Origin of the sequence: Citrifermentans bemidjiense Bem (assembly GCF_000020725.1) — a bacterium.
In the GTDB taxonomy this organism is placed as follows: Bacteria; Desulfobacterota; Desulfuromonadia; order Geobacterales; family Geobacteraceae; genus Geomonas; species Geomonas bemidjiensis.
In genome coordinates this window covers 4,045,589-4,070,032 of record NC_011146.1, presented here as the reverse complement: position 1 = coordinate 4,070,032, position 24,444 = coordinate 4,045,589, and the positions used below count along the sequence as shown (strand labels likewise).

The 24,444-nt window shown below is 61.7% G+C and carries 24 protein-coding genes; 18 read left to right on the top strand and 6 right to left on the bottom strand.

From position 1 onward, the window contains the following. Positions 1–126 precede the first annotated feature (126 nt). From hslO to GBEM_RS17730, 4 genes are all read right to left on the bottom strand, one after another. The gene (gene hslO / locus GBEM_RS17745; RefSeq protein ID WP_012531983.1) at positions 127–1,014 is read right to left on the bottom strand and encodes an Hsp33 family molecular chaperone HslO; all 888 of its coding nucleotides are present in this window, start codon (positions 1,012–1,014) and stop codon (positions 127–129) included. Then, positions 1,011–1,568 (bottom strand): hypothetical protein, encoded by a 558-nt coding sequence (locus tag GBEM_RS17740; protein ID WP_012531982.1) that lies wholly within the window; start codon positions 1,566–1,568, stop codon positions 1,011–1,013. Before GBEM_RS17740 ends, hslO begins: the two co-directional genes overlap by 4 nt. Before the next feature lie 2 nt (positions 1,569–1,570). Continuing rightward, positions 1,571–3,943 (bottom strand): peptidase U32 family protein, encoded by a 2,373-nt coding sequence (locus GBEM_RS17735; RefSeq protein WP_148212928.1) that lies wholly within the window; start codon positions 3,941–3,943, stop codon positions 1,571–1,573. 150 nt (positions 3,944–4,093) lie between these two features. Beyond that, positions 4,094–4,594, bottom strand: a complete 501-nt coding sequence (locus GBEM_RS17730; RefSeq protein WP_012531980.1) for a hypothetical protein — start codon at positions 4,592–4,594, stop codon at positions 4,094–4,096. A gap of 178 nt (positions 4,595–4,772) precedes the next feature. On the opposite strand from GBEM_RS17730, the gene GBEM_RS21975 reads away from it, so the two are divergent. Further along, on the top strand, positions 4,773–5,048 hold the full coding sequence (locus GBEM_RS21975) for an endonuclease domain-containing protein (RefSeq protein ID WP_264175520.1): 276 nt from the start codon (positions 4,773–4,775) through the stop codon (positions 5,046–5,048). Beyond that, positions 4,967–5,146, top strand: coding sequence for an endonuclease domain-containing protein (locus tag GBEM_RS22210; RefSeq protein WP_264175519.1), 180 nt, complete (start codon positions 4,967–4,969; stop codon positions 5,144–5,146). The genes GBEM_RS21975 and GBEM_RS22210 overlap by 82 nt, the downstream gene beginning before the upstream one ends. Before the next feature lie 357 nt (positions 5,147–5,503). Here the strand turns inward: GBEM_RS22210 and aroF are convergent, their stop codons facing one another. Further along, a complete protein-coding gene (gene aroF, locus GBEM_RS17720) occupies positions 5,504–6,529 on the bottom strand; it encodes a 3-deoxy-7-phosphoheptulonate synthase (protein WP_012531978.1) in 1,026 nt (341 codons plus the stop codon). A gap of 347 nt (positions 6,530–6,876) precedes the next feature. Here aroF and GBEM_RS17715 point away from each other — a divergent pair, with 347 nt between their 5' ends. The 12 genes from GBEM_RS17715 (at position 6,877) to cobD (ending at position 20,137) form a co-directional block, all read left to right on the top strand. Next, entirely contained in the window at positions 6,877–7,326 is a 450-nt protein-coding gene (locus GBEM_RS17715; RefSeq protein WP_012531977.1) for a YqaA family protein, read from the top strand. Positions 7,327–7,340: 14 nt separating this feature from the next. After that, complete coding sequence (locus tag GBEM_RS17710) at positions 7,341–8,639, top strand: M16 family metallopeptidase (protein WP_012531976.1); 1,299 nt, start codon at positions 7,341–7,343, stop codon at positions 8,637–8,639. A gap of 34 nt (positions 8,640–8,673) precedes the next feature. Beyond that, complete coding sequence (locus GBEM_RS17705) at positions 8,674–9,057, top strand: sirohydrochlorin chelatase (protein ID WP_012531975.1); 384 nt, start codon at positions 8,674–8,676, stop codon at positions 9,055–9,057. Next, the gene (locus GBEM_RS17700; RefSeq protein ID WP_012531974.1) at positions 9,057–9,701 is read left to right on the top strand and encodes a precorrin-8X methylmutase; all 645 of its coding nucleotides are present in this window, start codon (positions 9,057–9,059) and stop codon (positions 9,699–9,701) included. The genes GBEM_RS17705 and GBEM_RS17700 overlap by 1 nt, the downstream gene beginning before the upstream one ends. Positions 9,702–9,865: 164 nt before the next feature. Then, entirely contained in the window at positions 9,866–10,936 is a 1,071-nt protein-coding gene (gene cbiD, locus GBEM_RS17695) for a cobalt-precorrin-5B (C(1))-methyltransferase CbiD (RefSeq protein ID WP_012531973.1), read from the top strand. 206 nt (positions 10,937–11,142) lie between these two features. After that, positions 11,143–12,360: a bifunctional cobalt-precorrin-7 (C(5))-methyltransferase/cobalt-precorrin-6B (C(15))-methyltransferase gene (locus GBEM_RS17690; protein WP_012531972.1), complete on the top strand. Its 1,218-nt coding sequence runs from the start codon at positions 11,143–11,145 to the stop codon at positions 12,358–12,360. Then, the gene (cobI, locus tag GBEM_RS17685) at positions 12,360–13,070 is read left to right on the top strand and encodes a precorrin-2 C(20)-methyltransferase (protein ID WP_012531971.1); all 711 of its coding nucleotides are present in this window, start codon (positions 12,360–12,362) and stop codon (positions 13,068–13,070) included. The genes GBEM_RS17690 and cobI overlap by 1 nt, the downstream gene beginning before the upstream one ends. Before the next feature lie 170 nt (positions 13,071–13,240). Continuing rightward, the gene (gene cobM / locus GBEM_RS17680) at positions 13,241–14,026 is read left to right on the top strand and encodes a precorrin-4 C(11)-methyltransferase (protein WP_012531970.1); all 786 of its coding nucleotides are present in this window, start codon (positions 13,241–13,243) and stop codon (positions 14,024–14,026) included. Positions 14,027–14,148: 122 nt separating this feature from the next. After that, entirely contained in the window at positions 14,149–15,192 is a 1,044-nt protein-coding gene (locus tag GBEM_RS17675; protein ID WP_012531969.1) for a cobalt-precorrin 5A hydrolase, read from the top strand. A 225-nt stretch (positions 15,193–15,417) separates the two neighbouring features. Next, a complete protein-coding gene (locus GBEM_RS17670) occupies positions 15,418–17,748 on the top strand; it encodes a cobyric acid synthase (RefSeq protein WP_012531968.1) in 2,331 nt (776 codons plus the stop codon). Beyond that, on the top strand, positions 17,741–18,685 hold the full coding sequence (gene cbiB / locus GBEM_RS17665; protein ID WP_404813049.1) for an adenosylcobinamide-phosphate synthase CbiB: 945 nt from the start codon (positions 17,741–17,743) through the stop codon (positions 18,683–18,685). The genes GBEM_RS17670 and cbiB overlap by 8 nt, the downstream gene beginning before the upstream one ends. Positions 18,686–18,997: 312 nt before the next feature. Further along, positions 18,998–20,137: a threonine-phosphate decarboxylase CobD gene (gene cobD / locus GBEM_RS17660; RefSeq protein ID WP_318842304.1), complete on the top strand. Its 1,140-nt coding sequence runs from the start codon at positions 18,998–19,000 to the stop codon at positions 20,135–20,137. 180 nt (positions 20,138–20,317) lie between these two features. Here the strand turns inward: cobD and GBEM_RS17655 are convergent, their stop codons facing one another. Further along, the gene (locus tag GBEM_RS17655) at positions 20,318–21,046 is read right to left on the bottom strand and encodes a PilZ-like domain-containing protein (protein ID WP_012531965.1); all 729 of its coding nucleotides are present in this window, start codon (positions 21,044–21,046) and stop codon (positions 20,318–20,320) included. 305 nt (positions 21,047–21,351) lie between these two features. Between GBEM_RS17655 and GBEM_RS17650 the strand changes: the two genes are divergently transcribed. The 4 genes from GBEM_RS17650 (at position 21,352) to GBEM_RS17635 (ending at position 24,425) form a co-directional block, all read left to right on the top strand. Further along, positions 21,352–21,786 carry a Fur family transcriptional regulator gene (locus GBEM_RS17650; RefSeq protein WP_012531964.1) on the top strand — a complete coding sequence of 145 codons (435 nt, stop codon included), beginning with the start codon at positions 21,352–21,354 and terminating at the stop codon, positions 21,784–21,786. Continuing rightward, positions 21,783–22,697: a metal ABC transporter substrate-binding protein gene (locus tag GBEM_RS17645; RefSeq protein ID WP_012531963.1), complete on the top strand. Its 915-nt coding sequence runs from the start codon at positions 21,783–21,785 to the stop codon at positions 22,695–22,697. Before GBEM_RS17650 ends, GBEM_RS17645 begins: the two co-directional genes overlap by 4 nt. Continuing rightward, positions 22,694–23,446 (top strand): metal ABC transporter ATP-binding protein, encoded by a 753-nt coding sequence (locus GBEM_RS17640; RefSeq protein ID WP_012531962.1) that lies wholly within the window; start codon positions 22,694–22,696, stop codon positions 23,444–23,446. The genes GBEM_RS17645 and GBEM_RS17640 overlap by 4 nt, the downstream gene beginning before the upstream one ends. A gap of 154 nt (positions 23,447–23,600) precedes the next feature. After that, positions 23,601–24,425: a metal ABC transporter permease gene (locus GBEM_RS17635; RefSeq protein WP_012531961.1), complete on the top strand. Its 825-nt coding sequence runs from the start codon at positions 23,601–23,603 to the stop codon at positions 24,423–24,425. The last annotated feature ends 19 nt before the right edge of the window (positions 24,426–24,444 follow it).

Sequence of the window (24,444 nt, the reverse complement as noted above, 5' to 3'; positions counted from 1 at the left end):
GACCGCGAAGCCCTGTGGCAGCGGTCATCCCCCCTTATTCCGCGGAACGTTCAGCTGTGGCCCCTCCTCCCTCAAGGAAGAGGCTATAACTCCGAGCTAGTCTTCCTGCTTTTCTGCTTCTTAGCCCTAACCTTCCTGCTTTGCGATCTCGGCTATGATCCGGTCGAGGTCGGCCTCGTCGAAAAGGTAATGCTCGCCGCAGAACTCGCAGGTCACTTCGCTTCCGTGCTGATCTTTCTTCATGGAACTCAGTTCTTTCTTCCCCATGGAGAGAAGGACGCGCTCAATCCGCTCGCGGCTGCAACTGCAGGCAAACGCTATGTTCCTCTTCTCCAGGATGTCGTAGGGGATGCCGGCAAGAAGCTGCTCCAGAATCTGCTCGGGATTGCCTCCTTTGTGCAGCAACTCGCTTAAGGGCGGCAGTTGCTCTATCCGCGTCATCAGCTCCTCGATCACCAGTGGGTCGACCGGCGGCACTGCCTGGATCAGGAATCCCCCGGCTGCGGCTACGGTGCCGTCCTGCTCGATGAACTCGGCGATGCCTACTGCGGACGGTATCTGCTCGCTTTCCACCAGGTAGAGGGCCAGGTCCTCGGCGATGCCGCTGGTATAGAGCTGCACGGTGCCGCGATACGGCTCTTTGAGCCCGAGATCCTTGGCGACGGTGAGAAAGCCGGCGCGCCCCAGCGCGTTGTTCACGTCCAATGCCCCGTCCGGACGCAGCAGGTGGACCTTCGGGTCTCCGACGTAACCTCGGACGCTGCCGTTAGCGTCGGCTTCGATGACGATCTTCTTGAGGGGGCCGTTCCCCTCGAAACGCATGGCGACCCGCTGCCCGGTCTTCAAGAGGGCCCCCATGAGAGCACCTGCCGTTATCCCTCTTCCCAGCGCGGCCGTAGCGGTGGGTAAGGTATCGTGGCGTTTGCATATCGCGCCGACGGTTGCCGTGGTGACACAGGCAAGGGCCCTGACGCTCCCCGATTTGGCAATCGCACGAACTAGATAATCGGTCATAGTACCACCCCCACCCTTCCTACGATTTCACCCTTTCTAAGCCAAAGCTCCTTGAGGGTTATAAAGTCCCAGATGCTGATCCCCTTTACCCGCTGCGCGAAAAGCTCGGCCAGTCGCGGCACCCGCGTCAGGTCGCACACGATGAAATCCCCCGTGCCGGAGAGAAAGGGAATGCGCTCTACCACCTTCTTGGTGAGCCAGTCGAAGTCGACGGGAGCGACATGGTCCAGCTTCAGAAATACGCTCTTCCTGGCGCTGCTGAATTCGATCCCCTGGATGGAGAAGGTGGCGGAAAAAGGTATGGCGAAGGGTAGCAGCCGCTTTTTCATCTTCCCGGCGATCTCGCCGTACCCGTCGAAGAGGACGATGCTGAACTCCTGAATCTCGTCGTCGATCAACTTGTTCAGGAACTCCCGCTGCAGGTAGGCCTGCGTGATGCGGAACTCCCGCCGGACCAGGAGGTCCTTGAGGCTCTGCTCCTGGACCAGTTCCATGAAGGCCGGATCGCTCAGCCTGTCGTTGATCCGCTCTTTGATCTTGTCGAAGATTCCCATGTCTAAACCAGGCCGGCGCTGTAGTTGAATTCGGAGGCGGCGTGGACCGCAACCCCTTTACGGTAGGCTTCCAGTGCCCGCTCCCGCTCCTCCGGCTGCAACTGCGACAGGTCGAGAAGGAAGCTGCCGCAACCCATCTGGCGCAGTTCGCTGCGGTACTGGGTGAGTGCGAAGGGCGTCTGGGCCGAAACCACGGTCAGGTGGTCTTTAACTTTTACTGAATAGAGATCGCCGCGGTCGGAGGCAAGCGGCGCATCGCCTTTGATCTCCTTGATGGCAATCTTCGAGGTGATCACCGGAACGGGCGCGTAGAGCAAAACGCCACGCTCTATCTTCAGGTCGCTCGCCAAGAGCTGCCCCATGTTGGCCCGGTCGTCCTCCATGTACAGCGTGGCGCGCTTCACCCCCAGCTCCTGCCAGGATAAAAGGGCCTGGCTGTTCAGCGAGAAGAGCCGGTAGTCGGTGTTCAGCTCGGCATCGGTCCCCTTGAAAAATTGGAATTGGGACAGGTTGGTGAGCTCGAAGCGCTTAAAGCCCCCGCGTATGATCATCTCCACCGCGTCGCGGTAAAACTGGAGTTCCGCCTCGAAGATGATGAAGGGGAGCTGCCAGATCACCTTGTCCTCGCTACCTTTGAGCTTTCTGGCAAAGCCCTGGAACTGATGCATGTTCGCCTTGGAGACGGGGAGGACGACCGTGTCGACCAGGTCGCGGTGCAGTTCGTGCCAATCACGCACCTGCTCGATCTTGACGGCAAGCTCTTCCTTGCCCCTAAACGGCGCGGATTTTTGGCGCACCAAGGAGGCGAGCGCTTCGGTCCTGCCGCTGGCGCTTCTTTGCTTCAAGGCACCGACGGACGCTTCCGCGAGCCAGGCGTAGAAGTTGCGCCGGATTTCCTTCAACCGGGGAGGGGGGATCATGATGGCCGGGAAATCTGGTGCCGAAAGGGAGGCAAGGGTGAACTGGGTGTCGCCGCTTTTGGAGAACTGCGCCTTGAGCACCCCCTCCATGTCGCTGCTGCGGGAGGGTTCCAGCGGACCCAGCTCGAATTCGGTGGCGAAACGTTGCCCCAGCACCTCAGCCTCTATGCGCAGCGACTGGTCCTGGTGCGACAGCTTGAGCATGCAGGGGATGCTGTCGCCCTTGGCCCCCTCCAGCCTTTTCAGGCAGGCGTTCTCGCTCATGGTGAAGGCGGTTTCCGAGGAGACTTTGAAGACCGAGTCCCCCAGCTTGAACGGGAAAGGGGACGGGGTGGAGACCAGGGTGTTCTCCTTCACGTTCATCACCTTCTTGCCGCCGAGGTAAAGCTCCTTGATGGTGAAGGCGCGCCCGGCCATGTCGCTTTTGGGCTGGACCCGGATACGGTCCCCAACGTGGAGGCGGTCGCGGGTGTCGAAGCTGATCCGGTTGCCGCGCATCTCGCGGATGTCGCCCAAGTAGCGGCCGGTCGCCCCCTTGATGGACGGGGTGGAGATGTCGGTCGGGTTGTGGGAGGCGAGGAACCCCTTGGTCGGAACGCGGCCGAAGGAAAGTTTCAAGAGCGCCTTCGCCTCGGCGACCGCGGCGTCGTAGGAACCTTGCGGAGCGTCGAGCACCATGCGGTAGGCGCCGATGACGCTGGCTACGTACTCCGCGGATTTCATCCTCCCTTCGATCTTGAGCGAGGCGACCCCTGCCTCGATCAACTGGGGGATCATCTCGATGCTGGAGAAGTCGTTGGTGGAAAGGTAGTACCCTTCCTTTCCTTTGTGCTTGTACTGGCGGCGGCAGGGCTGCGCGCAGCGGCCGCGGTTGCCGCTGTGCCCGCCCAGGAACGAGGAGAAATAGCACTGGCCGGAGAAGGAGAAGCAGAGGGCGCCGTGGATGAAGCACTCGATTTCGGCCTTGCTTGAGGCAACGATGGACTTGATCTCGTCGATATGCAGCTCGCGGGCAAGCACCACGCGCTCGAATCCCAACTCCTCGAGCTGGCGCACCCCCAAGGAGTTGTGGATGGTCATCTGGGTGGAGGCGTGCAGCGGGATGCCCGGGAAGAACTCGCGTGCCAGGCGCGCCACCGCCATGTCCTGCAGGATGACCCCGTCAACCCGCATCGCTTCCAGCGCAGCCAGGTTGTCGATGAGCAGGGGGAGTTCAGATTCCTTTACCAGGGTGTTGATGGTGACGTAGGTCTTCTTCCCGAGGCTGTGGGCGTAGGCGGTCATGCGCTCCATCTGCGCCAGGGTGAAGTTCTTCGCCTTGGCGCGCGCGGAAAAGTCGCGCAGACCGGCATAGACGGCATCGGCCCCTTTCTCCATGGCGGCGAAAAAAGCCTCCAAGGAGCCCGCGGGGGAGAGAAGTTCGGGTTTATTAACGACGATTTTTTTCTCTTTCATTGGCATCTGGCTAGAGTACCGGAAGGGTGGTGGCGGGTCAAGGGAGATGTCGGAGAGGCAGATTGAGATAAAGATAAAGATAAAGTGTTGAATCGAGATGGAGATGGCAGCGGGGGCGGGGGGCGGGCTAGCTGCGGGAGGGGGCGCCTGTCATTTCTGCTGGACCGGGAGGTAGCGATACAGCTTGCGCTTTTTGGAGTAGTCGGCGAGGGAAAGGAGGTCGGACTGACTGATGGCCCAGACACTCCCTTCTTTCTGCAGTTTGATCGACTTGGTGACGAACTGGGTGCCGGGGACGCTCCCCTCGAAGCCGAGGCGCGCGCGGACCACGGCTTTTCCCTCTCCTTTCGAAGAGACTTCAACGTCCTGCATTTTCTCCCAGCAGCACGCGGGGCGGCGCGGGGCGGCGGAGAGCTTCCTGGCGAAGGTTTCCTTGCTTTCCCGTCCCCCGGTGGTTCGCCTGTACAGCTCGTCGTAGCTGCCGTCACGCCAAAGATCGAGGATCTTCTCGAAATCCCCCAGGACTTCCTGGCTGGAAGCGACGCCGCTTTGGGCTGCGCTGGTGGCAGTGCGCTTACCCCTCTCTTTGGCGGATAAGGATAACGGAGACGAGAGTACCAGTATCAGTGACAGCAGGGCGAGAGCGCGCATAGGAAGATCCTCCTGGAAAAGACCGGCTAATCATATCGCAACCCGCGGTTCGCGCCACAGATCGGCTGCTGAAGCCACAGATCGGCTGCTGAACTCTAACTGAAGTATATTTATCCACGACGCGCTGCACTGGAACAAAAGTTCCCCCCTTTGCGAAGGGGGGCAGGGGGGATTTGCCTTGGTTAGACCATACGGCCACCAGTTGAAGGGGGCATCCCGCAAACTGCGCAAGCAGATGACAGATGCTGAGCAATTGCTGTGGTCTCATTTACGGGGCAAGCAACTCCTCGGAATCCAGTTCAACCGGCAGAAGCTGTTGGGACCTTATGTCGTTGATTTCTATGCTGCCGCCGCGCTGCTGGGTTGGTTGAGGTGGATGGTAGCCAGCACCTTCAGAAGGAGCATGGCAAACAGGATGCGGCGCGCGATTTGTTTCTTCAAGAACAGGGGGTGATGGTTCTTAGATTTGACGACCGACAGGTATTATTGGAAACGGCAGCGGTTCTGGAAGAGATATTTCGGATTTGCCAACAAAGAGCAAATCCCCCCTGACCCCCCTTCGCAAAGGGGGGAACGCAGGTTCTCCGGCAACGCTTCATGGGCAGATGTACTCTTGGTTCCAGACATTCCGGGAAGAAGTTCATGGGCAGATGAACTGGCGCTCCTTCGAAATTCGAGGAAGAACTTTTGGAAACAGGACGTACTTCTCCCCCCTTTGCGAAGGGGGGGGCGGGGGGGATTTGCCTCTGATGTACGCGGTGTAAATCCCCATAAATCCCCCTTCGCAAAGGGGGACTCTTCCGAAGTCCTAGAGTTGGGCTGCTTGCTATGCCTCTCCCGAAGGAGGCCAGGAGGGGGATACCCCCCTCCCTGCCCCTGATCCCTGCTTCCATCTTATGGAGATCCCGGCTACGCGCCGAGTGTTTTGTCCGCGGCTTCCGCGAAGAGCCGCAGCTTGCCCATCAATGCCTGGAACTTCTTCGGCTTGAGCGACTGGGGTCCGTCGGAGGATGCCTTCTCCGGATCCGGATGCACTTCGATGATGAGTCCGTCGGCGCCTGCGGCTACCGCGGCGAAGGACATGGGCGCTATGTAGTGGTAATTGCCGGTGCCGTGGGAGGGGTCGATGACGATGGGAAGATGCGTCTTCGACTTCAAAACGGGAATGGCGGAGAGGTCGAGGGTGTTCCTGGTGGCGGTCTCGAAGGTCCTGATGCCGCGCTCGCAGAGAATGACGGACTGGTTCCCCTCGCTCATGATGTACTCGGCGCTCATCAGGAACTCCTGGATGGTCATGGACATGCCGCGCTTCAAGAGGATCGGCTTGTCGATCTGCCCGACCTTCTTCAGCAGGGCAAAGTTCTGGGAGTTGCGCGCCCCGATCTGGAGCATGTCGGAGTAGGAGGCGACGAGATCGACGGAATCGGGATCGATCACTTCGGTGACGAAGGGAAGGCCGGTTGTCTCCCTGGCTTTTGCCAAAAGCTTCAGCCCTTCTTCCTCGAGCCCCTGGAAGGAGTAGGGGGAGGTGCGGGGCTTGAAGGCGCCGCCGCGCAGCATCTGGGCGCCGGCCGCCTTGACGGCGATGGCCGACTCGATGATCTGCTCTTCGTTTTCGACGGAGCAGGGCCCCGCCATCACCACCAGTTCCTTGCCGCCGATGGCGAGGGTGTCGGAGATGCGGACGATGCTCGCCTCTTTCTTAACTTCCTTGGAGGCGAGCTTGTAGGGCTGCAGGATGGGGACGACGCTCTCGACCCCCTGCATCGACTCCAGCGTCTGCAAGACGCTCTTGCCACGCTCGTCGCCGACTGCGCCGATGACGTCGCGGGTGGTGCCATGGATGATGTGCGGGGTGTACCCCAGTTCCTTGATCCTCTTGGTTACCGCATCGCGTTCTTTTTTGGCCGCTCCTGCTTTCATGACTACGATCATACTCGCTCCCCTTTTGGTCCCCGAAAGAGAAAAGGCCGGAAGGATTTCTCCCCCGGCCTCAAGTATTCGTAGAATGATGCTGCGAACCGTAAAGTAGGGGGAGGATCCGGTCCACCCCGGCTTTCGGTTCGTAATTTAGTACCAGCTACCTAAACTTACACCTCTACCCGGGGCGACGGCCTAAAATAAAAGCCGTACCAAAAGTAAAAGTTAGTAAAGGTAAAGTAGCCAGTGTTGATCATGGTTGCCTAAATGCCATCTCATGGCCTCAATGTCAAGAAAAAAGTTGGCGCCGTTGCGACTCAAGTTGTTTGACAATCCGCAGCCTTTCCGCTAATTTGACCGGAATGCAAGACTGGCTGGTCAACTACGGGCTCTATTCCCTGTTTATACTGAGCTTTCTCGCCTCCACGCTTTTGCCGCTGGGTTCGGAGTGGATGGTGGTGACGATGCTTCTGGCGGGGGAAAAGGCCTGGGCCGTCGTCGCAGTTGCCACCGCGGGAAATTACCTGGGAGCGCTCAGCACCTACTGGATCGGGCTCTACGGCGGGGATTTCCTCAAGCGGCGCGTGCTCCGCATGGACGACGCCAGCACCCAAAAGGCCGAGAGGTTCTACCATCGCTTCGGTTCCATTTCCCTTCTATTCAGCTTTTTGCCTGTGATAGGCGATCCGCTCTGCCTGGTCGGGGGCGTGTTAAAGATAAGCTTCGTCCGCTTCACCCTCTTGGTTGCCTCCGGCAAGCTGGCCCGCTACGCGGCGGTTGCCTGGCTCACCCTGAAGGGGGCGGCACTCTGACTCCCGGAGGTTTGATGCTCAGTTGCACCAAGAAGGTTCTCCCCAATGGATTGCGCCTCGTCTCCGTCGAGATGCCGCATCTGCACAGCGCGGAGATCGCCATCTACATCAAGGCCGGCGGCCGCAACGACACCCCTGGCAAAGCTGGCATCTCACACTTTCTGGAGCACATGCTGTTTCGCGGCTCCAGCGAATTCGCCACCAGTCTTGAGCTCGAAATCGCCTTCGAGGCGATTGGCGGCAGCGTCAACGCGGCTACCGACGAAGAGACCACCTGCTACTTCTCCAGGGTCCATCCGGACCAGGTCCCGGAAGGGATCCGGCTTTTTTCCTCCATGCTCCTTGCTCCTACGCTCGAGGGTATCGAGATCGAAAAGCGGATCATCACCGAGGAGGCGCTTGAGGACATCAACGAGCGCGGCGAGGAGACCAACACCAGCAACCTCTGCTCGAAGCTCCTTTGGCCCGGGCACCCGCTGGGGACTCCGACCATAGGGTACCTGGAGAGCATCAAGGGTTTCACCGAGGAGGACCTGCGGGGGTACCTCCAGGATCATTACGTGCCGGAAAACGCGGTGATAGTCGCCGCGGGAAGGCATGACGCGCAAACCTTCTTCGCCTCCTGCGAAAAGCACTTCGCCGGCTGGTCCGGCGCGAAGCCCCCGCTACCGGCGCCGGTGCACGAGCTGCAGGAAGAGCCCCGTTCGGTCTTCGTCAAGGATTCGGACAGCCAGGTGAACCTGCAGATAGCCTTCCGCGGCTTCGCCAGGTACGACAACCGGATCATGGCGCTGCGGCTGATGCGCCGCATCCTCTGCGGCGGGGGAAGCTCCAGGCTGCATCTTTCCCTCAGGGAAAAACTGGGGATCGTCTACTCGGTCGATGCCTCCCTTTCCGCCTACGAGGAAACAGGCGCCTTCGCCATCGAGCTTGCCACCGCGCCGGAGAACCTGGTGCTGGCGGTCTCCGAGGTGCTGCACGAGGTGAAGAGCCTCGCTTTCGAGGAGGTCGGGGACGCGGAACTCTCCAGGGTGAAGGAAGGTTACTTCTACGACCTGGAGTACAGCTCCGATTCCACCTACGAGATGCAGGTACGCTACGGCTGGGGAGAGCTGATGACCCTGGTGCGTACCATAGACGAGGACCGGGCCGAGGTGGCCTCGATCGCACCGGCGCAGATAAGGGAAACGGCCCGGGTGCTTTTCGATCCCAGTAACCTGACCCTTGCCGCCGTCGGCCCCTGGAAGGCCCCCTCCAGGAAGGTAGTGGAGAAGCTGATTGGGGAGTACCGCAAAGGGTGGGCAAAGGCTTGATGGCAACAAAGAGATTAAACCTTTTGGAGAGACGATGAGCACAGCTTTACTGATCATGGCGCACGGCAGCAGGATCGCCGAGGCAAACGACGCGGTACACGAGATAGCGGCACTGGTGCAGAGAATGACCAAGTTCGACATCGTCGAGGTCTCTTTTCGGGAGCAGCATCTCCCGAACATACAGCAGGGTGTGGACGCCTGCGTGGCAAAGGGGGCGCAGCGCATTCTCCTGGTGCCGTATTTCCTCTATATGGGGGCCCACGTCCTTGAGGACCTCCCCGAGGAGCTGGACCAGGCGAGAAAGCGCCACCCCGGCATCGAGATGGTCCTGGGCAAGCACCTGGGCGTGCACGACAAGCTGGCCGAAGTCGTAGTGGAAAGGATCGCCGAGACCCTGACCGAGGAGAGGTGGCACTGATGTCGGTGCACATGCGCCCCGAGGAGATCGAGGCGGAGTCTTTCCGGATCATCGAAGAGGAGTTGGGGCACCATGACTGGTCGGCGCAGGATTGGCCGCTGGTGCGCCGCGCCATCCACACCAGCGCCGACTTCGATTACGCCCGCAACATGTTTATCGCCAAAGGTGCCGTGGATAGCGGCATCGCGGCCCTGAAGGCCGGCTGCGGCATAGTCACCGACACCACGATGATCATCTCGGGTATGAGCAAAGAGCGGCTCAAGCAGTTCGGCGTGCTGGTGTCGTGCTACGTCGCGGACCCGCAGGTCGCCAAGGACGCCAAGGCGCAGCTGATCACCCGCTCCATCGTCGCCATGCGCAAGGGGGCGCGGGATCCCAAAAACGGCATCTTCGTGATCGGCAACGCGCCGACCGCACTCTACGAGCTGATCCGGCTCATCCGCGAGGAAAGGGTGAGGCCCAGGCTGATCGTGGCGCTCCCGGTTGGATTCGTCGGCGCGGCCGAGAGCAAGGAAGCCCTGAAGGAACTGGCTAAGGATTTTCCTGAGCTTCCCTTCATCACCAACACCGGCCGCAAGGGGGGCTCCAACGTCGCCGCGGCAGTGATGAACGCAATTCTGATTCAGGCTGAAAGCTCCCTCTAGATGGGGAGCCAAGGGGACTGGCTCCGTCAGGTGCCTGTCCCCCTGGATGATGTCCCCTTGGAGGAAAACTCCCTTTAGAGGGAGAGCCTACACAGGTGTCGACGCTTCCGTGAGCGTCCCCTTCAAATGAAATGTAATTCAACCCGTTTCCCATTGGATGACCTATGAGCGGGAAAGAACTCAGATACGGTTTCACCACCGGTGCATGTGCCGCTGCCGCCGTCAAGGCGGCCGCCCAGATGCTGCGGGACCAGGGAATGGTTCACGAGGTTGAACTGATGCTTCCCTGCGGCATCGGAGCGAGCTTCCAGGTCCACGGGGGGGTGCTGCGCGACAACACGGCTTCGTGTTACGTCGTGAAGGATGCCGGGGACGACCCGGACGTCACCAACGGGGCCGAGATCCACGTCACCGCCAGCATCGAGTTCTTCACCAAGAACCGGATCGTGATCGAGGGGGGGACCGGCATAGGCCGAGTCACCAAGCCCGGGCTCGCGGTCCCGGTGGGCGAGTGGGCGATAAATCCTGTACCTCGCAGCATGATCCTTGAAGTGGTGAAGGAGGTCTTCGCGTTGCGCTGCATTCCGGCGACGCTCACCTTCAACATCAGCATCCCCAACGGGGAGGAACTGGCGAAGAAGACCCTCAACGAGCGGCTGGGGATCGTCGGCGGGCTCTCCATCCTCGGGACCACCGGGATCGTCAAACCGATCTCGGCGAAGGCCTGGACCGACACGGTGGACGCCTCGGTCGACGTAGCTTTGGCCTGCGGCGCGCGCACCGTCGTCCTTGCCACCGGGAGGAGTTCCGAGATCGTGGCGCAGAAGCACCTCGCCCTGAGCGAGGAGGCCTTCGTCATGATGGGGGATCACTTCGGCTACGCGATGAGGAGTTGCGCCAGCAAAGAGGTTCCGGAAGTCGTGGTCGCCGGGCAGTTCGCCAAGCTGGTGAAGATCGCCTGCGGTCACGAGCAGACCCACGTGACCTCGTCCCAGATGGACCTGGATGCGCTGGCCTGGTGGCTGAGGGAAGTGCCTGCCACGGCGCACCTGGAGCAGATGGCGCGCGAGGCGAACACCGCACGCCACCTGCTTGAGGCATCGGGGTACAACCAGGCCGTCATCGAACTGGTCTGCTCCCGTGTGCTCAAGGTCTGCGCCGAAGTGGCGCCCTGGGTGAAGATGCGGGTGATGCTGGCGGGATACCACGGCGAGCTTTTGTACTTCACCCCGTAGTAAACTCTCCCACCTTTGCGAAGGGGGACGGGGGGGGGTGAACTTGCCAGCAGCGCAAATGTGGCACCTACCCCCACCCCCTGACCCCCTCCCGCCAGGGGAGGGGGGACTTAGCTCTGCCGAACCGACTCCCTTTTTTTAAAGGGGGGACTATTTAGCGTTTTAATTTGCCATTTATCGCGTGCAATGATCGAAAGGAGCGGACCATGCCACAACAAAAGATCTATCTTGTCGGCGCGGGAATCGAGGGATGGGAAGGTTTCGGGAAGCAGGCGCTCGAAGTGATCGAAGGCGCCCAGGTCCTGATCGGGCACAAGCGGCTTTTGGACATCTTCCCCGAATTCAAAGGTGAGAAGCGCCTCCTGGACGACCTTTCCATCACGCTCGAATACCTGAAGACCACCGACAAGAGGGCCGTAGTCTTAGGTTCCGGCGACCCCAACTTCTTCGGGATCGCACGTTTCCTGTTGCGCAACCTCCCCAAGGACCGGGTCGAGATCTATCCCAACGTCACCAGCGTCCAGTATGCCTTTGCACGCATCAAGGAACCCTGGGATGACGCCACCTTCGTCTCGGTGCACGGCCGCGGCATCAAGCCGGCGCTGGACCGCATCATCGCCTCCGAAAAAATCGCCATCCTCACCGACAGCGTCAACACCCCGGCGGTCCTTGCCCGCGAGTTGATCGCACGCGGCGCCGAAGGGTACGAGGCCTGGGTCTGCGAGGACCTGGGGCTTGCCTCCGAGAAGTTCACCAAGACCGACGTGAAGGGGCTCGCCGAGCTGACCTGCTCGCCGCTCAACATCCTGATCCTGATCAAGACCTGGGAACCGAACCTGCAGAACTACCCGATGATCGGCATCCGCGACGACGAGTTCGCCACCGCGAAGAAGCTGATCACCAAGGAGGAGGTCCGGGCCATTACGCTTGGCAAGTTGCAGTTGCAGGACGACCTGGTGATGTGGGACATCGGCGCCGGCAGCGGCTCCGTCTCCATCGAGGCGGCCAACCTGATGCCCAACGGGCGCATCTTCGCGCTGGAGAAAAACCCGCAGTACCTGGTCTTCTTGAAGGAGAACCTGAAGAAGTTCGCAGCGCGCAACGTGATGGTGGTCGAGGCCTTCGCGCCCGACGGGCTGGAGGAGCTTCCGGACGCGGACCGCGTCTTCATAGGGGGCTCCAGCGGCATGCTGGAGGAGATCATCGACGCGGTCGACAAGCGCCTGAAGCCGGACGGCTTCATCGTCATCAACGCGGTGACGCTCGATACGCTGACCAAGTCGGTGGAGTTTTTGGAGGACCACGGCTATACGGTCGAGGTAACCTGCGTCAACATCTCCAAGACCCGCAACCTCACCGAGTACAAGATGTTCGCCGCCCACAACCCGGTCTACGTGATCGCAGCCTGGAAAGGGGAGGAGTAGTGGCCGTTGTCTATGCCGTAGGTGTCGGACCCGGCGATCCGGAACTGTTGACCCGCAAGGCCGAGCGCATCCTGAGGAGCGTGGACGTGATCTGCGCGCCGACCGGGGCCGCCGAGGCGGGAAGCTACGCGCTTTCCATCGTGGAACAATTTCTCGACCGGGAGCGCCAGGAGGTGCTGGTCCAGGTCTTTCCCATGGTCAAGGACCAGCAGGGGCTCGATACCTTCTGGGAGGAAGCGGCCGACCAGGTGGCGCAGCGTATCGCCGCGGGAAAAGATGTGGCATTCATCACCATCGGCGATCCCTTCCTGTACTCCACCTACCTTTACATCCACAGGATTTTTCTCGCCAAGTACCCGGAGATCAAGATAGAGGTCGTCCCCGGCATTTCCAGCATCCTCGCTGCCTCGGCAGTCTCGGGGCTCCCCCTCGGGCTCGCAGCGGAGCGGATCGCCATACTTCCCGCCACCTACGAACACGACGAGCTCAAGAAGACCCTGCAAGAATTCGACACCGTGGTGCTTATGAAGGTGAGCCGCGTCTTCGACACCGTCTATGCGGTGTTGAAGGAGCTTGGGCGCGACCGCGGGGGCGTGTTCGTGCGCCGGGTCGGTTCCAGCGAGGAAGAGGTGCATCATGACCTGGAGGCGCTGGTGGGGCAGAAGCTCGATTACCTCTCCATGCTGATCGTGCGGAAGAACCCGCTGTAACTCGATACTGGCCTCCTCCTCTGCCAAGGCGGAGGATTAAAACTCCTCCCTCCGGAGGGGGGAGGTTGGGAGGGGGGCTCCTGTTCGATTTTCCCCCTCCCTAACCCTCCCCCTCCAGGGGAGGGAACTCTGTTGACCCTGTAACCCCCACCCCATCTGGAAGGTATTTCGTGAACGAGCAGAACAAAGTACATTTCGTCGGCGCCGGACCCGGCGATGCCGAGTTGATTACCGTGAAGGGCGCGCGCCTTCTGCGCGAGGCCGACGTGGTCGTCTATGCCGGGAGCTTGGTCGACCGCGAGCTGGTCCGCACCTACGCCCCCGATGCCCGTGTCTTCGACTCCGCCGGGATGGACCTGGAGCAGACCACCAAGGTTCTGGCCCAGGCCGTCGTGGACGGCGAGAAGGCGGTCCGTCTTCACACTGGCGACCCCTCGATATACGGCGCCATCCAGGAGCAGATGGAGGAACTGGACCGGCTGGGTATCGGGTACGACGTGGTCCCCGGCGTGACCAGCGCCTTTGCTGCCGCTGCCGCGCTGAAGCAGGAGCTGACCCTCCCCGAGGTTTCCCAGACTGTAGTCATCACGCGTCTGGCAGGAAGGACCCCGGTCCCCGAGCGGGAGCAGCTGGCCAATATCGCGACAATAGGCGCCACGTTGGTGATTTACCTTTCCATTTCCATGGTCGAGAAGGTCGTGGCTGAGCTGTTGAGCGGCGCCTACCAGCTCGACACGCCGGTGGCCGTGGTAGCCAAGGCGAGCTGGGCCGACGAGCAGGTGATCCGCGGCACGCTGGCCGACATTGCCGCCAAGGTGAGGGACGCCGGGATCGGCAAGCAGGCGCTCATCGTGGTGGGGGACGTGCTGCGCGCCCGCAGCGAAGGGATGAAGGCGAAGTCGCTTCTCTACGACAAGGGGTTCACCCACGGCTGCCGGGAAGGGATCGTCAGCTAATAAGGCGATTTACAACTCTCCCCCCCCCCCCGCAAGGTTCATCCGGGAATTCCGTGGAGAAGAGTCCCCCCCTCCCTTGACGGGAGGGGGGAGTCGTTAATCGCAGGTAGGTACGAGGTTCGATGCAAGTAGCGATCATCGCCATAACCGGGAACGGCGCGCGACTGGGGGGAACGCTGCAAAGCGGAATCCCCGGGAGCCGGCTCTTCGTGATCGAGAAGCACGCGACGGCCGCCAGCCAACCGTTCTCGGAGCCGGTGCCGGCTTTGATCTCGCGCCTTTGGCCGGAGTACGGCGGCTTTATCTGCATCATGGCGACGGGTATCGTGGTGCGCTGCATCGCGCCGCTTTTGCAGGCCAAGGACCGGGACCCCGCCGTGGTGGTGCTCGACGACGCCGGCAAGTTCGCGGTCTCGCTTTTGTCCGGCCATCTGGGGGGTGCCAACGCACTGGCTAACACCTGCGCGTCCCTTACCGGATGCACCCCCGTGGTCACCACGGCAACCGATGCCAACGACCTCCCCTCGTTCGACCTGCTGGCGCAGGAGAACGGCTGGGTCATCGACGACCTGTCGCGGGTGAAGGTGCTGAACGCTCTTCTCCTGGAGGGAGATGAGATCGTGGTGGCGGACGCAACCGGCAGGGTGAGAAGGTACTGCGCGGGTAGGGGGAACCTCACTTTCGTGACCGATGCGGAACAGGCCGCTGCCTCGGGTGCTGCGGGCGTGGTCCTGGTCACCAATCGGACGCTTCCTTCCGCGTTTGATTCGCAACGTGCCCTGGTGCTGCATCCGGTCGACCTTCATCTAGGCATCGGCTGCAACAGGGGGACTGCCGCGGAAGAGATCGAAGCGGTGGTCATGGCGAACCTGGATCACTTGGGCCTTTCCATCAAGAGTGTCAAGTGCCTGGCGACGGCAAGGGCCAAGGATGATGAGGAAGGGCTTCTGGCGTTCGCCGCGAAGTTGGGAGTCCCGCTGCTCTTTTTCGAGAACGAGGAGTTGAACGCCGTCGCCGCCCCCTCTCCCCCCTCGGCGCATGCCATGGCCGCCATCGGCGCGCGCGGCGTGGCCGAACCGGCGGCGCTGCTGGCAGCGGGGGGCGGGACGCTGATACTGAAGAAGGTGAAGGACGGCAACGTCACCTTGGCGATAGCGGAGGAGTAAAGCTTCCCTCACCCCGGCCCTCTCCCAGAGGGAGAGGGAGAGTTTGCAGTCGGGCGCGTGAGCATACCGATTCCTTCCCTTCCCAAGTTGTCCCACTTCTCCCCTCGCCCTATGGGCCTTCGCCCACCGTAGGCTTCGGTCCACAGGTGGGAGAGGGGCGGGGGTGAGGGAGGTGCCTCGGCACTTTCCCGGACCTTTCCATCTAACTAGATTAAGAGGATTTTGATGTCGAAGCTTTTTGTAGTGGGAATCGGCCCTGGCGGCCTGAATCATATGACCTTCGAGGCGCGCGAGGCGGTCGAGAAGGCTGATGTCGTCGTGGGCTACAAGACGTACTTGGATTTCATCGAGCCGCTCCTCTCCGACAAGGAGGTTGTTTCCTCGGGGATGATGCGGGAGGTGGAACGCTGCTCGGAGGCGCTCGCCATCGCCGCGACCGGGAAGACGGTGGCGCTGGTTTCCAGCGGCGACGCGGGGATCTACGGCATGGCGGGCCTTGCCCTGGAGCTGGCGGACGCACCCGGCGACGGCGCGCCTTCCCCATACCCAGGAGTGGAGATTGTGATCGTCCCCGGTGTTTCCGCGGTGCAGGCTGCGGCGTCGGTCCTGGGCGCTCCGCTCATGCACGACTTTGCCGTGATCTCGCTCTCGGACCTTTTGACCCCGCTCGATACTATCCGGCAGAGGCTGCATGCCGCGGCCGCCGCCGACTTCGTGGTCGCCCTCTACAACCCGCGCAGCAAGGGACGGGTCACCCAGATCGAGGAGGCCCAGGCCATTCTCATCGCCGCGCGCGGTCCCAAAGTCCCGGTGGGAATCGTCAGGAACGCTTGCCGCGAGGGTGAGGAGCGCATCGTCACCACGCTGGGGGAGATGCTCACGCACCCCATCGACATGTTCTCCATCGTCATCATCGGCAACGCCTCGACCCGCCTTTCGGACGACGGCCGCATCGTGACCCCCCGCGGCTACGCGACCCGCGGCGAGGAAAGGAAAGGGGGGCGGAAGCAGCAGGCTAGCGCTGCAGCACCTGCGCCCAACGCGCAGGCGTTGATGTTCTGCGGCACCGGTTCGGATGTCGGCAAGTCCGTCATCACCGCCGGGTTCTGCCGCATCCTGAAACGCCGCGGCGTCTCGGTCGCTCCCTTCAAGTCGCAGAACATGGCGCTCAACTCGGCTGTCACGCCGGAGGGGGGCGAAATCGGCCGTGCCCAGGGGGTGCAGGCGGAGGCTTGCGGCATCGAGCCGCACACGGACATGAACCCGATCCTCCTGAAGCCGAACTCCGACACCGGGAGCCAGGTGATCGTGCAGGGTCGGGTGGTGCGCAACATGGGGGTGAAGGAGTACAACGCCTACAAGCCGGAGGCTTTCCTGAAGGTGAAGGAGAGCTTCCAAAGGCTCAAGGAGCGCTTCGACTTCATCGTGATGGAGGGGGCGGGGAGCATCGCGGAGATTAACCTGCGCGCCCACGACATCGCCAACCTCAAGGTGGCCGCCATGGCGGGGGCGCCGGCCATACTCGTGGCCGACATCGACCGCGGCGGCGTCTTCGCGCAGATCGTCGGCACCCTGGAACTGCTGACGCCGGAAGAGAAGGCGCTGGTCAAGGGGGTCATCATCAACAAGTTCCGTGGCGACGCCTCCTTGCTCACCCCGGGGATAGAGTACGTGGAACAGCGCACCGGCGTCCCTGTCTTGGGGGTGCTCCCCTGGTTCAAGGGAATATCGCTTCCGGAGGAGGACAGCGTCGCCCTGCAAAGGCGCGCAAAGCCAGCGGCGAAGGAGGGGGCGAAGCTCCTTGTCGGCGTGGTCCGCCTCTCCAGGATCGCCAACTACACCGACTTCAGCGCGCTGGAGGCCGAGCCGGATGTCGAGCTCCACTACATCGATTCGCCGCGCCAGATCGACTCGCTGGACCTGCTGATCCTCCCGGGGACTAAATCGACGCTGGCGGACCTCGGCCTGCTTAAGGAAAACGGGATGTTCACCGCCGTGGCCCAGTTCAAGGGGCCGGTGGTGGGGATCTGCGGCGGGTACCAGATGCTGGGGAACATGGTGCTTGATCCGGAGCGGGTGGAATCCGCCCATGACAGCGAGGCGGGGCTTGGTCTCCTGGACGTGGTGACCACCATGCTCAAGGAGAAGCAGACCCATCTGGTCGAGGCGACGCTGCTGGAGGCGGGGCAGGGGCTGGTTTCGGGTGCTGCGGCCGCGCTCACCGGGTACGAGATCCATTTGGGAGAAAGCGTCCTCGGCAGCGGCGCACTTCCCTTCGCCCGTATCGCCAGGCGCTCCGGAGGCGCCACCAGCACCGAAGACGGCGCGGTGTCGCAGGACGGGCGGGTTTTCGGCACCTACCTGCACGGCATCTTCGATAACCACGGTTTCAGGACCGCGTTCCTGAACCGGATCCGGCGCGCCAAGGGTATGCCGGAACTGGCGGAGGCGGCGCAGGTTGCGGATCCGTTCGACCAGTTGGCCGACCACATGGAAGAGCACTTGGACCTGGAACGGATCTTCGGGATCTGCAATGTCAATGAACTTTTTGCCTGAAGATGCGGTGACCGTCCTGGCGGCGGTGGCGCTCGATCTGGTGCTGGGCGACCCGCGCCGGCTGCCGCATCCGGTGGTTGCCATCGGGAAGATGATTTCCTCCCTGGAGGGGGGGCTGCGCCGGGTCTTCGGCAACCTCCGCGCGGCGGGGGTAGTTCTACTCCTGGTCACTGTCGGCGTGAGCTACGGCGCTGCGGCGCTCCTTTTGTACGGTGCCGCGCTCATTTCGCCCGCTGCGGCTTTCGTCGCCGGGGTGTACCTCGCCTGGGTCTCGCTCGCCGCGCGCTCGCTGCACGTGGAGTCGGCCAAGGTGGCGCAGGCGCTGAAGCGGGGCGACCTGCCGGGGGCGCGGTTGGCGCTTTCCTACATCGTGGGGCGGGAGACTGCCGGGCTGGACGAGCCGGAGATCGTCCGCGGGGCGGTGGAGACGGTGGCCGAGAATACCGGGGACGGCGTGATCGCGCCGCTTTTCTACCTGATGCTAGGCGGCCCTCCTCTCGCCATCGCTTACAAGGCGGTTAACACGCTCGACTCCATGGTGGGGTACAAGAACGAGCGCTATCTCGAGTTCGGCTGGGCCTCGGCCCGCTTCGACGACCTCGCCAACTACATCCCGGCCCGGCTCACGGGGCTCCTCATGGTTCTCGCTGCCCCTTTCTGCGCCTTAAGCGGCAGCGGCGCCTGGCGCATCATGCGCCGCGACGGTCGCAACCACTCTTCCCCCAACAGCGGCTACCCGGAGGCCGCGGCAGCAGGCGCGCTCGGGGTGAGGCTCGGGGGCGCCAACCGCTACTTCGGCAGGGTCGTTGAGAAGCCGACCATCGGGGACCCTGCGGTGCCGCTTACACTCGCGGCCTACAGCGGCGTGGTGCGGCTTATGTATGGCAGCGAACTCCTTTTGGTCTTGTTGTGTTTAGTTGCGATGGCCTTCCGTTAATCACCCTCCCCCCCCCGCTGTACGGGGACCTTTATACCCTCCCCCAGGGGGGGAGGGTGGCCGAAGGCCGGGTGAGGGAGATGCCACAAGCTAGAACGTCGCCCTCACCCCAACCCTCTCCCAGAGGGAGAGGGGGCATGGACGCAGCCTTCTGTAACCCATGGAGCTTCCTGTCTATACCCCTCTCCCTCCCGCGAGGAGGGGGGACTGGAGAGGTGGAATTCCGTGAACCTGAAGCATGTTTATCCACGAAGCGCTGCACGAGAACTCGCGTCCCCCTCTTTGCGAAGGAGGGACAGGGGGGATTTGCCTTTGGTCAGACCACACAACCCTTCGATATCCGGCAAGGGTCCGAAAACCCACGAACATGGCGGCAACGTCTTTGCTGTGGCCAGGATGCTCGGCGTAACGCCGGAGCAGATCCTCGACTTCTCGGCGAGCATCAATCCGCTGGGGATGGCGCCGGGGGTGCGCGAAGCACTCACTGGCTGCCTGGACCGCCTGGTCCATTACCCGGACAAGGGAGCCGCGGAATTGAGGGAACGGATCGCTCAGTACCATGGAGTGAGCACGGCTGAGATCGCTGTTGCCAGCGGTTCGACCGAGCTGATACATCTCCTCCCCCGGGTGGTGGGAGGGAAAAAGGGACTCATCGTGGCACCGGCTTTCGCGGAGTACGCCGAGGCGCTTCAATCTTCCGGCTGGGAGATCGACTACCTCACCCTGTCCAGTGCCGACAACTTCGCGCTGCCGCTCCCCCTGCTTTGGGAAAAGCTTGGAGAAGGGGTCGACATGGTCTTTATCTGCAACCCCGGCAACCCTACGGGCACGCTTTTGCCGCGACGCGAGATTGAGGCGGTGGTGGAACTCTGCCGCGAGCACGGGACATTCCTGGTGCTGGACGAGGCGTTCATGGATTTCTGCGAGGAGGAGTCGGCAAAGTACCTGGTGCGCCAATCTCCGCGGGCGGTCCTGCTGCGGTCGATGACCAAGTTCTTCGCCATTCCGGGGTTGCGGCTGGGGTACGCCATTGCCGCGCCGCAGACGGTAGAGGCCATCGCTGCGCTGCAGGATCCCTGGAGCGTGAACACCGCCGCCCAGGTCGCAGGCGTGGCGTCTTTGGGCGATGCGGATTATTGCCTTCGCACCAGGGAATACGTGGACGCCGAACGCGGGCGCCTGGCAGAGGGACTTGCCGCCATACCCGGCCTGAGGGTTTTCTCCTCCCGCGCCAACTATTTGCTGGTCGAGATCTGCGACGGACGGAGTGCAAGCGAGATCCGCGAAAGGCTGATGCCGGAAGGGGTGCTGGTGCGGGACTGCGGGAACTTCGAGGGGCTGGACGGGCGGTTTTTCCGGGTGGCGGTGCGGCTGAGAGAGGAAAATGAGCGCCTGTTGGAGCTCCTTAGCAAGGCCTGCAGCGCAAACGTGGCACCTACCCCCACCCCCTAACCCCTCCCGCAAGGGGAGGGGGGACTTGTTCGGCAATTGCAACACCCATAAGTGGTTAAGCACTGTTGCCGGTCAGCAAAAAAAGGCCTTTCGGAATTAACCGAAGGGCCTTTGCATTCCAGTACCTATTGAAATCGTTCCTTCCGCTGGTTCTTCTGAGCGCCAGGCGGAGAGTCGCTTTTAACTGCCGGCCAGGGAGTAGAAATCCTTCCGGCAGACCCGGATCCTCTTGATCTCCTCGTTACAGACGAAGCGCACTATGGCGTCGCGGTCCCTCTCGTTGATGTGCATGAAGCGGAGCCCGGCGCTGTAGATGACGCCGTCGCCGTGCTTGATTGTCTCGCTGTGCATGACCTGCGCCACGACAGGTACTACCTTGGGCTCGGAGAGGGGGAGGTGGAAGGTCGCGTAGACGATATCGTCGCACGTCATGGCCATCTCGGTCTCCGTCTTCAAGCCGCCGCCGCTGATATTGACTATGCGCGGCAGGCTGTCCTGCGAGGCGACCCTCAGTCCCCCGGAGCCGCTTTCTTCGGCGGTGCCGGCGGTGACGTTGAAGAGGATCACCGGGATCTCGGTAGCCAATCGGAAGTATTCCCTCTGGTCTTCGGGGGTCACGCGGTCGACGAATTCGACCCGCAGTTCCTCTTCGGTAAGGTTGCCCAGCACCACGCCTTTGCAGCGGTAGCTGTTGCCGCTCACCCCAACCCTGACTACAAGCGGCGCCTGATGCAGATGCACATCGGCGGGCAACCTTTCCCGGAAAAGCCGCAGCCGTATTTCGGTGTCGTCAACGGACGTTACTATGGCGCCGTCGTTGAAGACGCGGTCCTCGGGGAGTGACACCTCTACCCTGGCTTTTTGCCCTGCATGGAAATAATCCCTATAGTTGCAGGTTTCGTTTTGCATATGGCCCTTCCAATTGAATTGCATCAAACGTTCTGCTATCGGCTGGGCGTTGCAATAGAAGAGCCAATAGTTGGATCAATACCCTTAATAAAAGCAACTAGTTAATATCGCTGTTGCAGCTGATTGCAACTTTTTAATCTGAATTGTCTGTCTACGTTAAAGCCCCGCATGGCCATGCGATATGACGGGATGGCCCGGAATGGTAACACGAAGCAACTCTTAATTACAATAAATACAAAGTTTTCCTTGACATCAAGGTTACGATGACTATCCTAAAACGAAATCATTTCCATTTAGAGGAAGTCATGGAGCAGCGTCACGCACTGGCACTGAAGCAGTTCAACATGAAGGCCACACCGAAGCGGCTGGCAATACTGGGTATGCTGGAGGCGGAGAAGGGATACGCCAGCCCCGAGGAGCTTTGGAAACGCCTGCGCGACCGCTTCGACCGCCTGGGGCTTCCCACCGTGTACCGGATCCTGGAGGAGCTGGCGGCCAGCGGGATACTTACCAAGGTGATTCATCCCAACCGGCAACTTTATTACTACTTTTGCAGCAATCGCGAGCATCACCACCACTTCGTCTGCCTCTCCTGCCGCAAGGTCGAGGACATCCCTTCCTGCGGGATCGAGGCGCTGGAGCGCGAGGTGAGCCTGCGTAACGGAGGAAAAGTGCTCTCACACATTCTGCAGTTAAACGGCCTTTGCAGCGGCTGCGCCGACAAGGGGGTTACCGCGTGAAACGATTTCTGATGCTGATGCTCCTTATGGTGTTGATCGCTTCCGGCTGCAGCAGGCCGGAGGGGAAAAGCGACAAGGTCCAGGTCGTGACCACGCTGTTTCCGCTCTACGACTTCGCCAAAAGGATCGGCGGCGAAAAGGCGCAGGTCACTTTACTGCTCCCCCCCGGCATCGAGCCGCACAGCTTCGAGCCCCGCCCGGAGGACGTGGTGCGGGTGAACCACGCCGACCTGTTCATTTACACCAACCCGGTGATGGAGCCGTGGGCGTCATCGATCGTCAACGCGATTGACCGGGGCAAGGTGGGGATCGTGGAGGGGAGCAAGGGGATCGCCCTGCTGCCCCCCGAACCGGATCCGTACGACCCGCAACACGAGGCGCACGCGAAAGCCGATCCCCATGTCTGGCTCGATTTCGGCAATGCCCAGGTCATCGCCCGCAACATCCAGGACGCGTTCATCGGCCGGGATCCGGCCAACAAGGCCTACTACCAGCAAAATGCCGCCAAGCTGATCGCGGACCTGGTCGCGCTCGACCAGCGCTTCCGGCAGACCCTGGCGCAGTGCCCCAAGAAGGTCCTGCTGCACGGCGGCCACTACGCTTTCGGCTACCTGGCGCGGCGGTACGGGCTCCAATACATCTCCGCCTCGGCGGTTAACGCCGACGCCGAGCCGACGCCGGCCAAGCTGGCGGAACTGGTGCAGATCATGCGCCGCGAAAAGCTGCAGTACGTCTACACGGAGGAGCTGTTGAGCCCGCGGATCGCCGAAACCATCGCCAAGGAGACCGGCGCCAAGGTGCTCATGCTGCGGGCGGGGCATAACGTGACCAGGGACGACCTGGCGCGCGGCGTCAGCTTCATCTCCCTTATGGAAGACAACCTGCGGAACTTGAAGACGGGGCTGCAATGAGAGAGAAAGCACTGAGCGTACAGAATCTTTGTGCCGGCTATCACGGCAGCGAGGCGCTCCAGGACGTCTGCTTCAGCGTCAACCGCGGCGATTACTTAGGCATCTGCGGGCCGAACGGCTCGGGGAAGAGCACGCTGGTCAAGGTGATCCTGGGGCTGCTTGCCCCGACCTCCGGGGAGGTCAACCTCCTCGGGACGCCGAAGTCGAGCTTCCAGCGCTGGGACCGCATCGGCTACCTGCCGCAGGGGCTGCAGTTTTTCAACCCGCATTTCCCGGCGACCGTGGATGAGGTGATCCGGTTGGGGAGGCTTTCGGCCAAGAAGTTCCCCCGGCGCTTCAGCCGCGAGGATGCGGCGGCGGTGGACCGGACCATGGAGTGGATGGGGATTTCGAACATCCGGGGCAGCATGATCGGCGAGCTGTCGGGTGGGCTCAGGCAGCGCGTGCTTCTGGCGCGGGCGCTGGTGAACGACCCGGAACTCCTGGTCCTGGACGAGCCGACCACCGCCCTCGACCCGGAAACGCGCGAGAGCTTCTACAAGCTCACTTTCGAGATGAACCGGGAGCGTAAGTCGACCGTGCTGCTGGTGACCCACGACACGGCCACCATAGGAAAGTACGCCTCCCATCTGCTCTATCTGGACAAGAAGGTGATCTTCTACGGCGATTTCGAGGATTTCTGCAACTCAAGCGAGATGACAGGGTTCTTCGGGGAGCACGGCCAGCACCTGGTCTGCCACAGGCACTAGAGGCAGGGGCTAAAGGCAGGGACTGGGGGCTAGGGGCTAGGGGCTGGAAAGAAACGACCGGTTTTCAGCTGTAGGTTAACAAACGAGTGATGAGAACTAGGGTGAAGGGATTGGCGGGTATGGGTGTCTGGCCCCTGGTTCTCCTGAGGTTTTAATGATAATTACGGAAATGCTCAGCTACGGCTTCATGCAGAGGGCGCTCGTCGGCGGCTCGCTGATCGCCATCCTATGCTCGGTGCTCGGGGTGTTCCTCGTGCTGCGCCGCCTTTCCCTGATCGGCGACGGCCTGGCGCACGTCACTTTCGGCAGCGTGGCGCTGGCGCTTCTTTTCAGGTTGCAGTCGGTCTACATGACCCTTGCCATCATCCCGGTGGTGCTCGCCTCGTCGATGGGGATCCTGAAACTGGCACAAAAGGCGAGGATCTACGGCGACGCCGCCATCGGCATCGTCTCGGCCATCGGCATCGCCACCGGCGTCATGCTGGCCAGCGTCGCCGGCGGCTTCAACGTCGACCTCTTCAGCTACCTGTTCGGGAACATCCTCTCCATCAGCAGCAGCGAACTGGTGATAGCGGCTTTGCTCTTCGTCATCGTCATCGCCTGCGTGGTGATGTTTTACAACGAGCTCTTCGCCAGCACCTTCGACGAGGACCTCGCCAAGAGTTCCGGCATCGACACGGAACGCATCAATACGGTGCTGGTGCTGATGACGGCGCTGACCGTGGTTCTGGCCATGAAGGTGGTGGGGATCATGCTGATTTCAGCGCTTTTGATAATCCCTGCTGTATCCGCCTTGCAGATCGCCAAGGGGTTCAAGTCGGCCATCATTACCGCGGCGGTGATCGGGGTGGTGACGGTGATCTGCGGAATATCCCTCTCCTTCGTGATGAACCTCCCCTCCGGCGCCACCATCGTGCTGATAAACTTCGCGGTTTTGCTCGCCTCCTTCGGCGGGCGCGCCCTTCGGGGTCATAAATAACCGGGAAAGACATTTAGTT

Bases quoted from the DNA above. Each gene is read 5' to 3' on its own strand.
- GBEM_RS17735 (WP_148212928.1), bottom strand. From the start codon at position 3,943: ATGAAAGAGAAAAAAATCGTCGTTAATAAACCCGAACTTCTCTCCCCC.
- GBEM_RS17740 (WP_012531982.1), bottom strand. From the start codon at position 1,568: ATGGGAATCTTCGACAAGATCAAAGAGCGGATCAACGACAGGCTGAGC.
- GBEM_RS17635 (WP_012531961.1), top strand. From the start codon at position 23,601: ATGATAATTACGGAAATGCTCAGCTACGGCTTCATGCAGAGGGCGCTC.
- GBEM_RS17690 (WP_012531972.1), top strand. From the start codon at position 11,143: ATGCCACAACAAAAGATCTATCTTGTCGGCGCGGGAATCGAGGGATGG.
- hslO (WP_012531983.1), bottom strand. From the start codon at position 1,014: ATGACCGATTATCTAGTTCGTGCGATTGCCAAATCGGGGAGCGTCAGG.
- GBEM_RS17670 (WP_012531968.1), top strand. From the start codon at position 15,418: ATGTCGAAGCTTTTTGTAGTGGGAATCGGCCCTGGCGGCCTGAATCAT.
- GBEM_RS17705 (WP_012531975.1), top strand. From the start codon at position 8,674: ATGAGCACAGCTTTACTGATCATGGCGCACGGCAGCAGGATCGCCGAG.
- GBEM_RS17715 (WP_012531977.1), top strand. From the start codon at position 6,877: ATGCAAGACTGGCTGGTCAACTACGGGCTCTATTCCCTGTTTATACTG.
- cbiD (WP_012531973.1), top strand. From the start codon at position 9,866: ATGAGCGGGAAAGAACTCAGATACGGTTTCACCACCGGTGCATGTGCC.
- GBEM_RS17675 (WP_012531969.1), top strand. From the start codon at position 14,149: ATGCAAGTAGCGATCATCGCCATAACCGGGAACGGCGCGCGACTGGGG.
- GBEM_RS17700 (WP_012531974.1), top strand. From the start codon at position 9,057: ATGTCGGTGCACATGCGCCCCGAGGAGATCGAGGCGGAGTCTTTCCGG.
- GBEM_RS17730 (WP_012531980.1), bottom strand. From the start codon at position 4,594: ATGCGCGCTCTCGCCCTGCTGTCACTGATACTGGTACTCTCGTCTCCG.
- aroF (WP_012531978.1), bottom strand. From the start codon at position 6,529: ATGATCGTAGTCATGAAAGCAGGAGCGGCCAAAAAAGAACGCGATGCG.
- GBEM_RS17650 (WP_012531964.1), top strand. From the start codon at position 21,352: ATGGAGCAGCGTCACGCACTGGCACTGAAGCAGTTCAACATGAAGGCC.
- GBEM_RS17710 (WP_012531976.1), top strand. From the start codon at position 7,341: ATGCTCAGTTGCACCAAGAAGGTTCTCCCCAATGGATTGCGCCTCGTC.
- GBEM_RS17640 (WP_012531962.1), top strand. From the start codon at position 22,694: ATGAGAGAGAAAGCACTGAGCGTACAGAATCTTTGTGCCGGCTATCAC.
- GBEM_RS17655 (WP_012531965.1), bottom strand. From the start codon at position 21,046: ATGCAAAACGAAACCTGCAACTATAGGGATTATTTCCATGCAGGGCAA.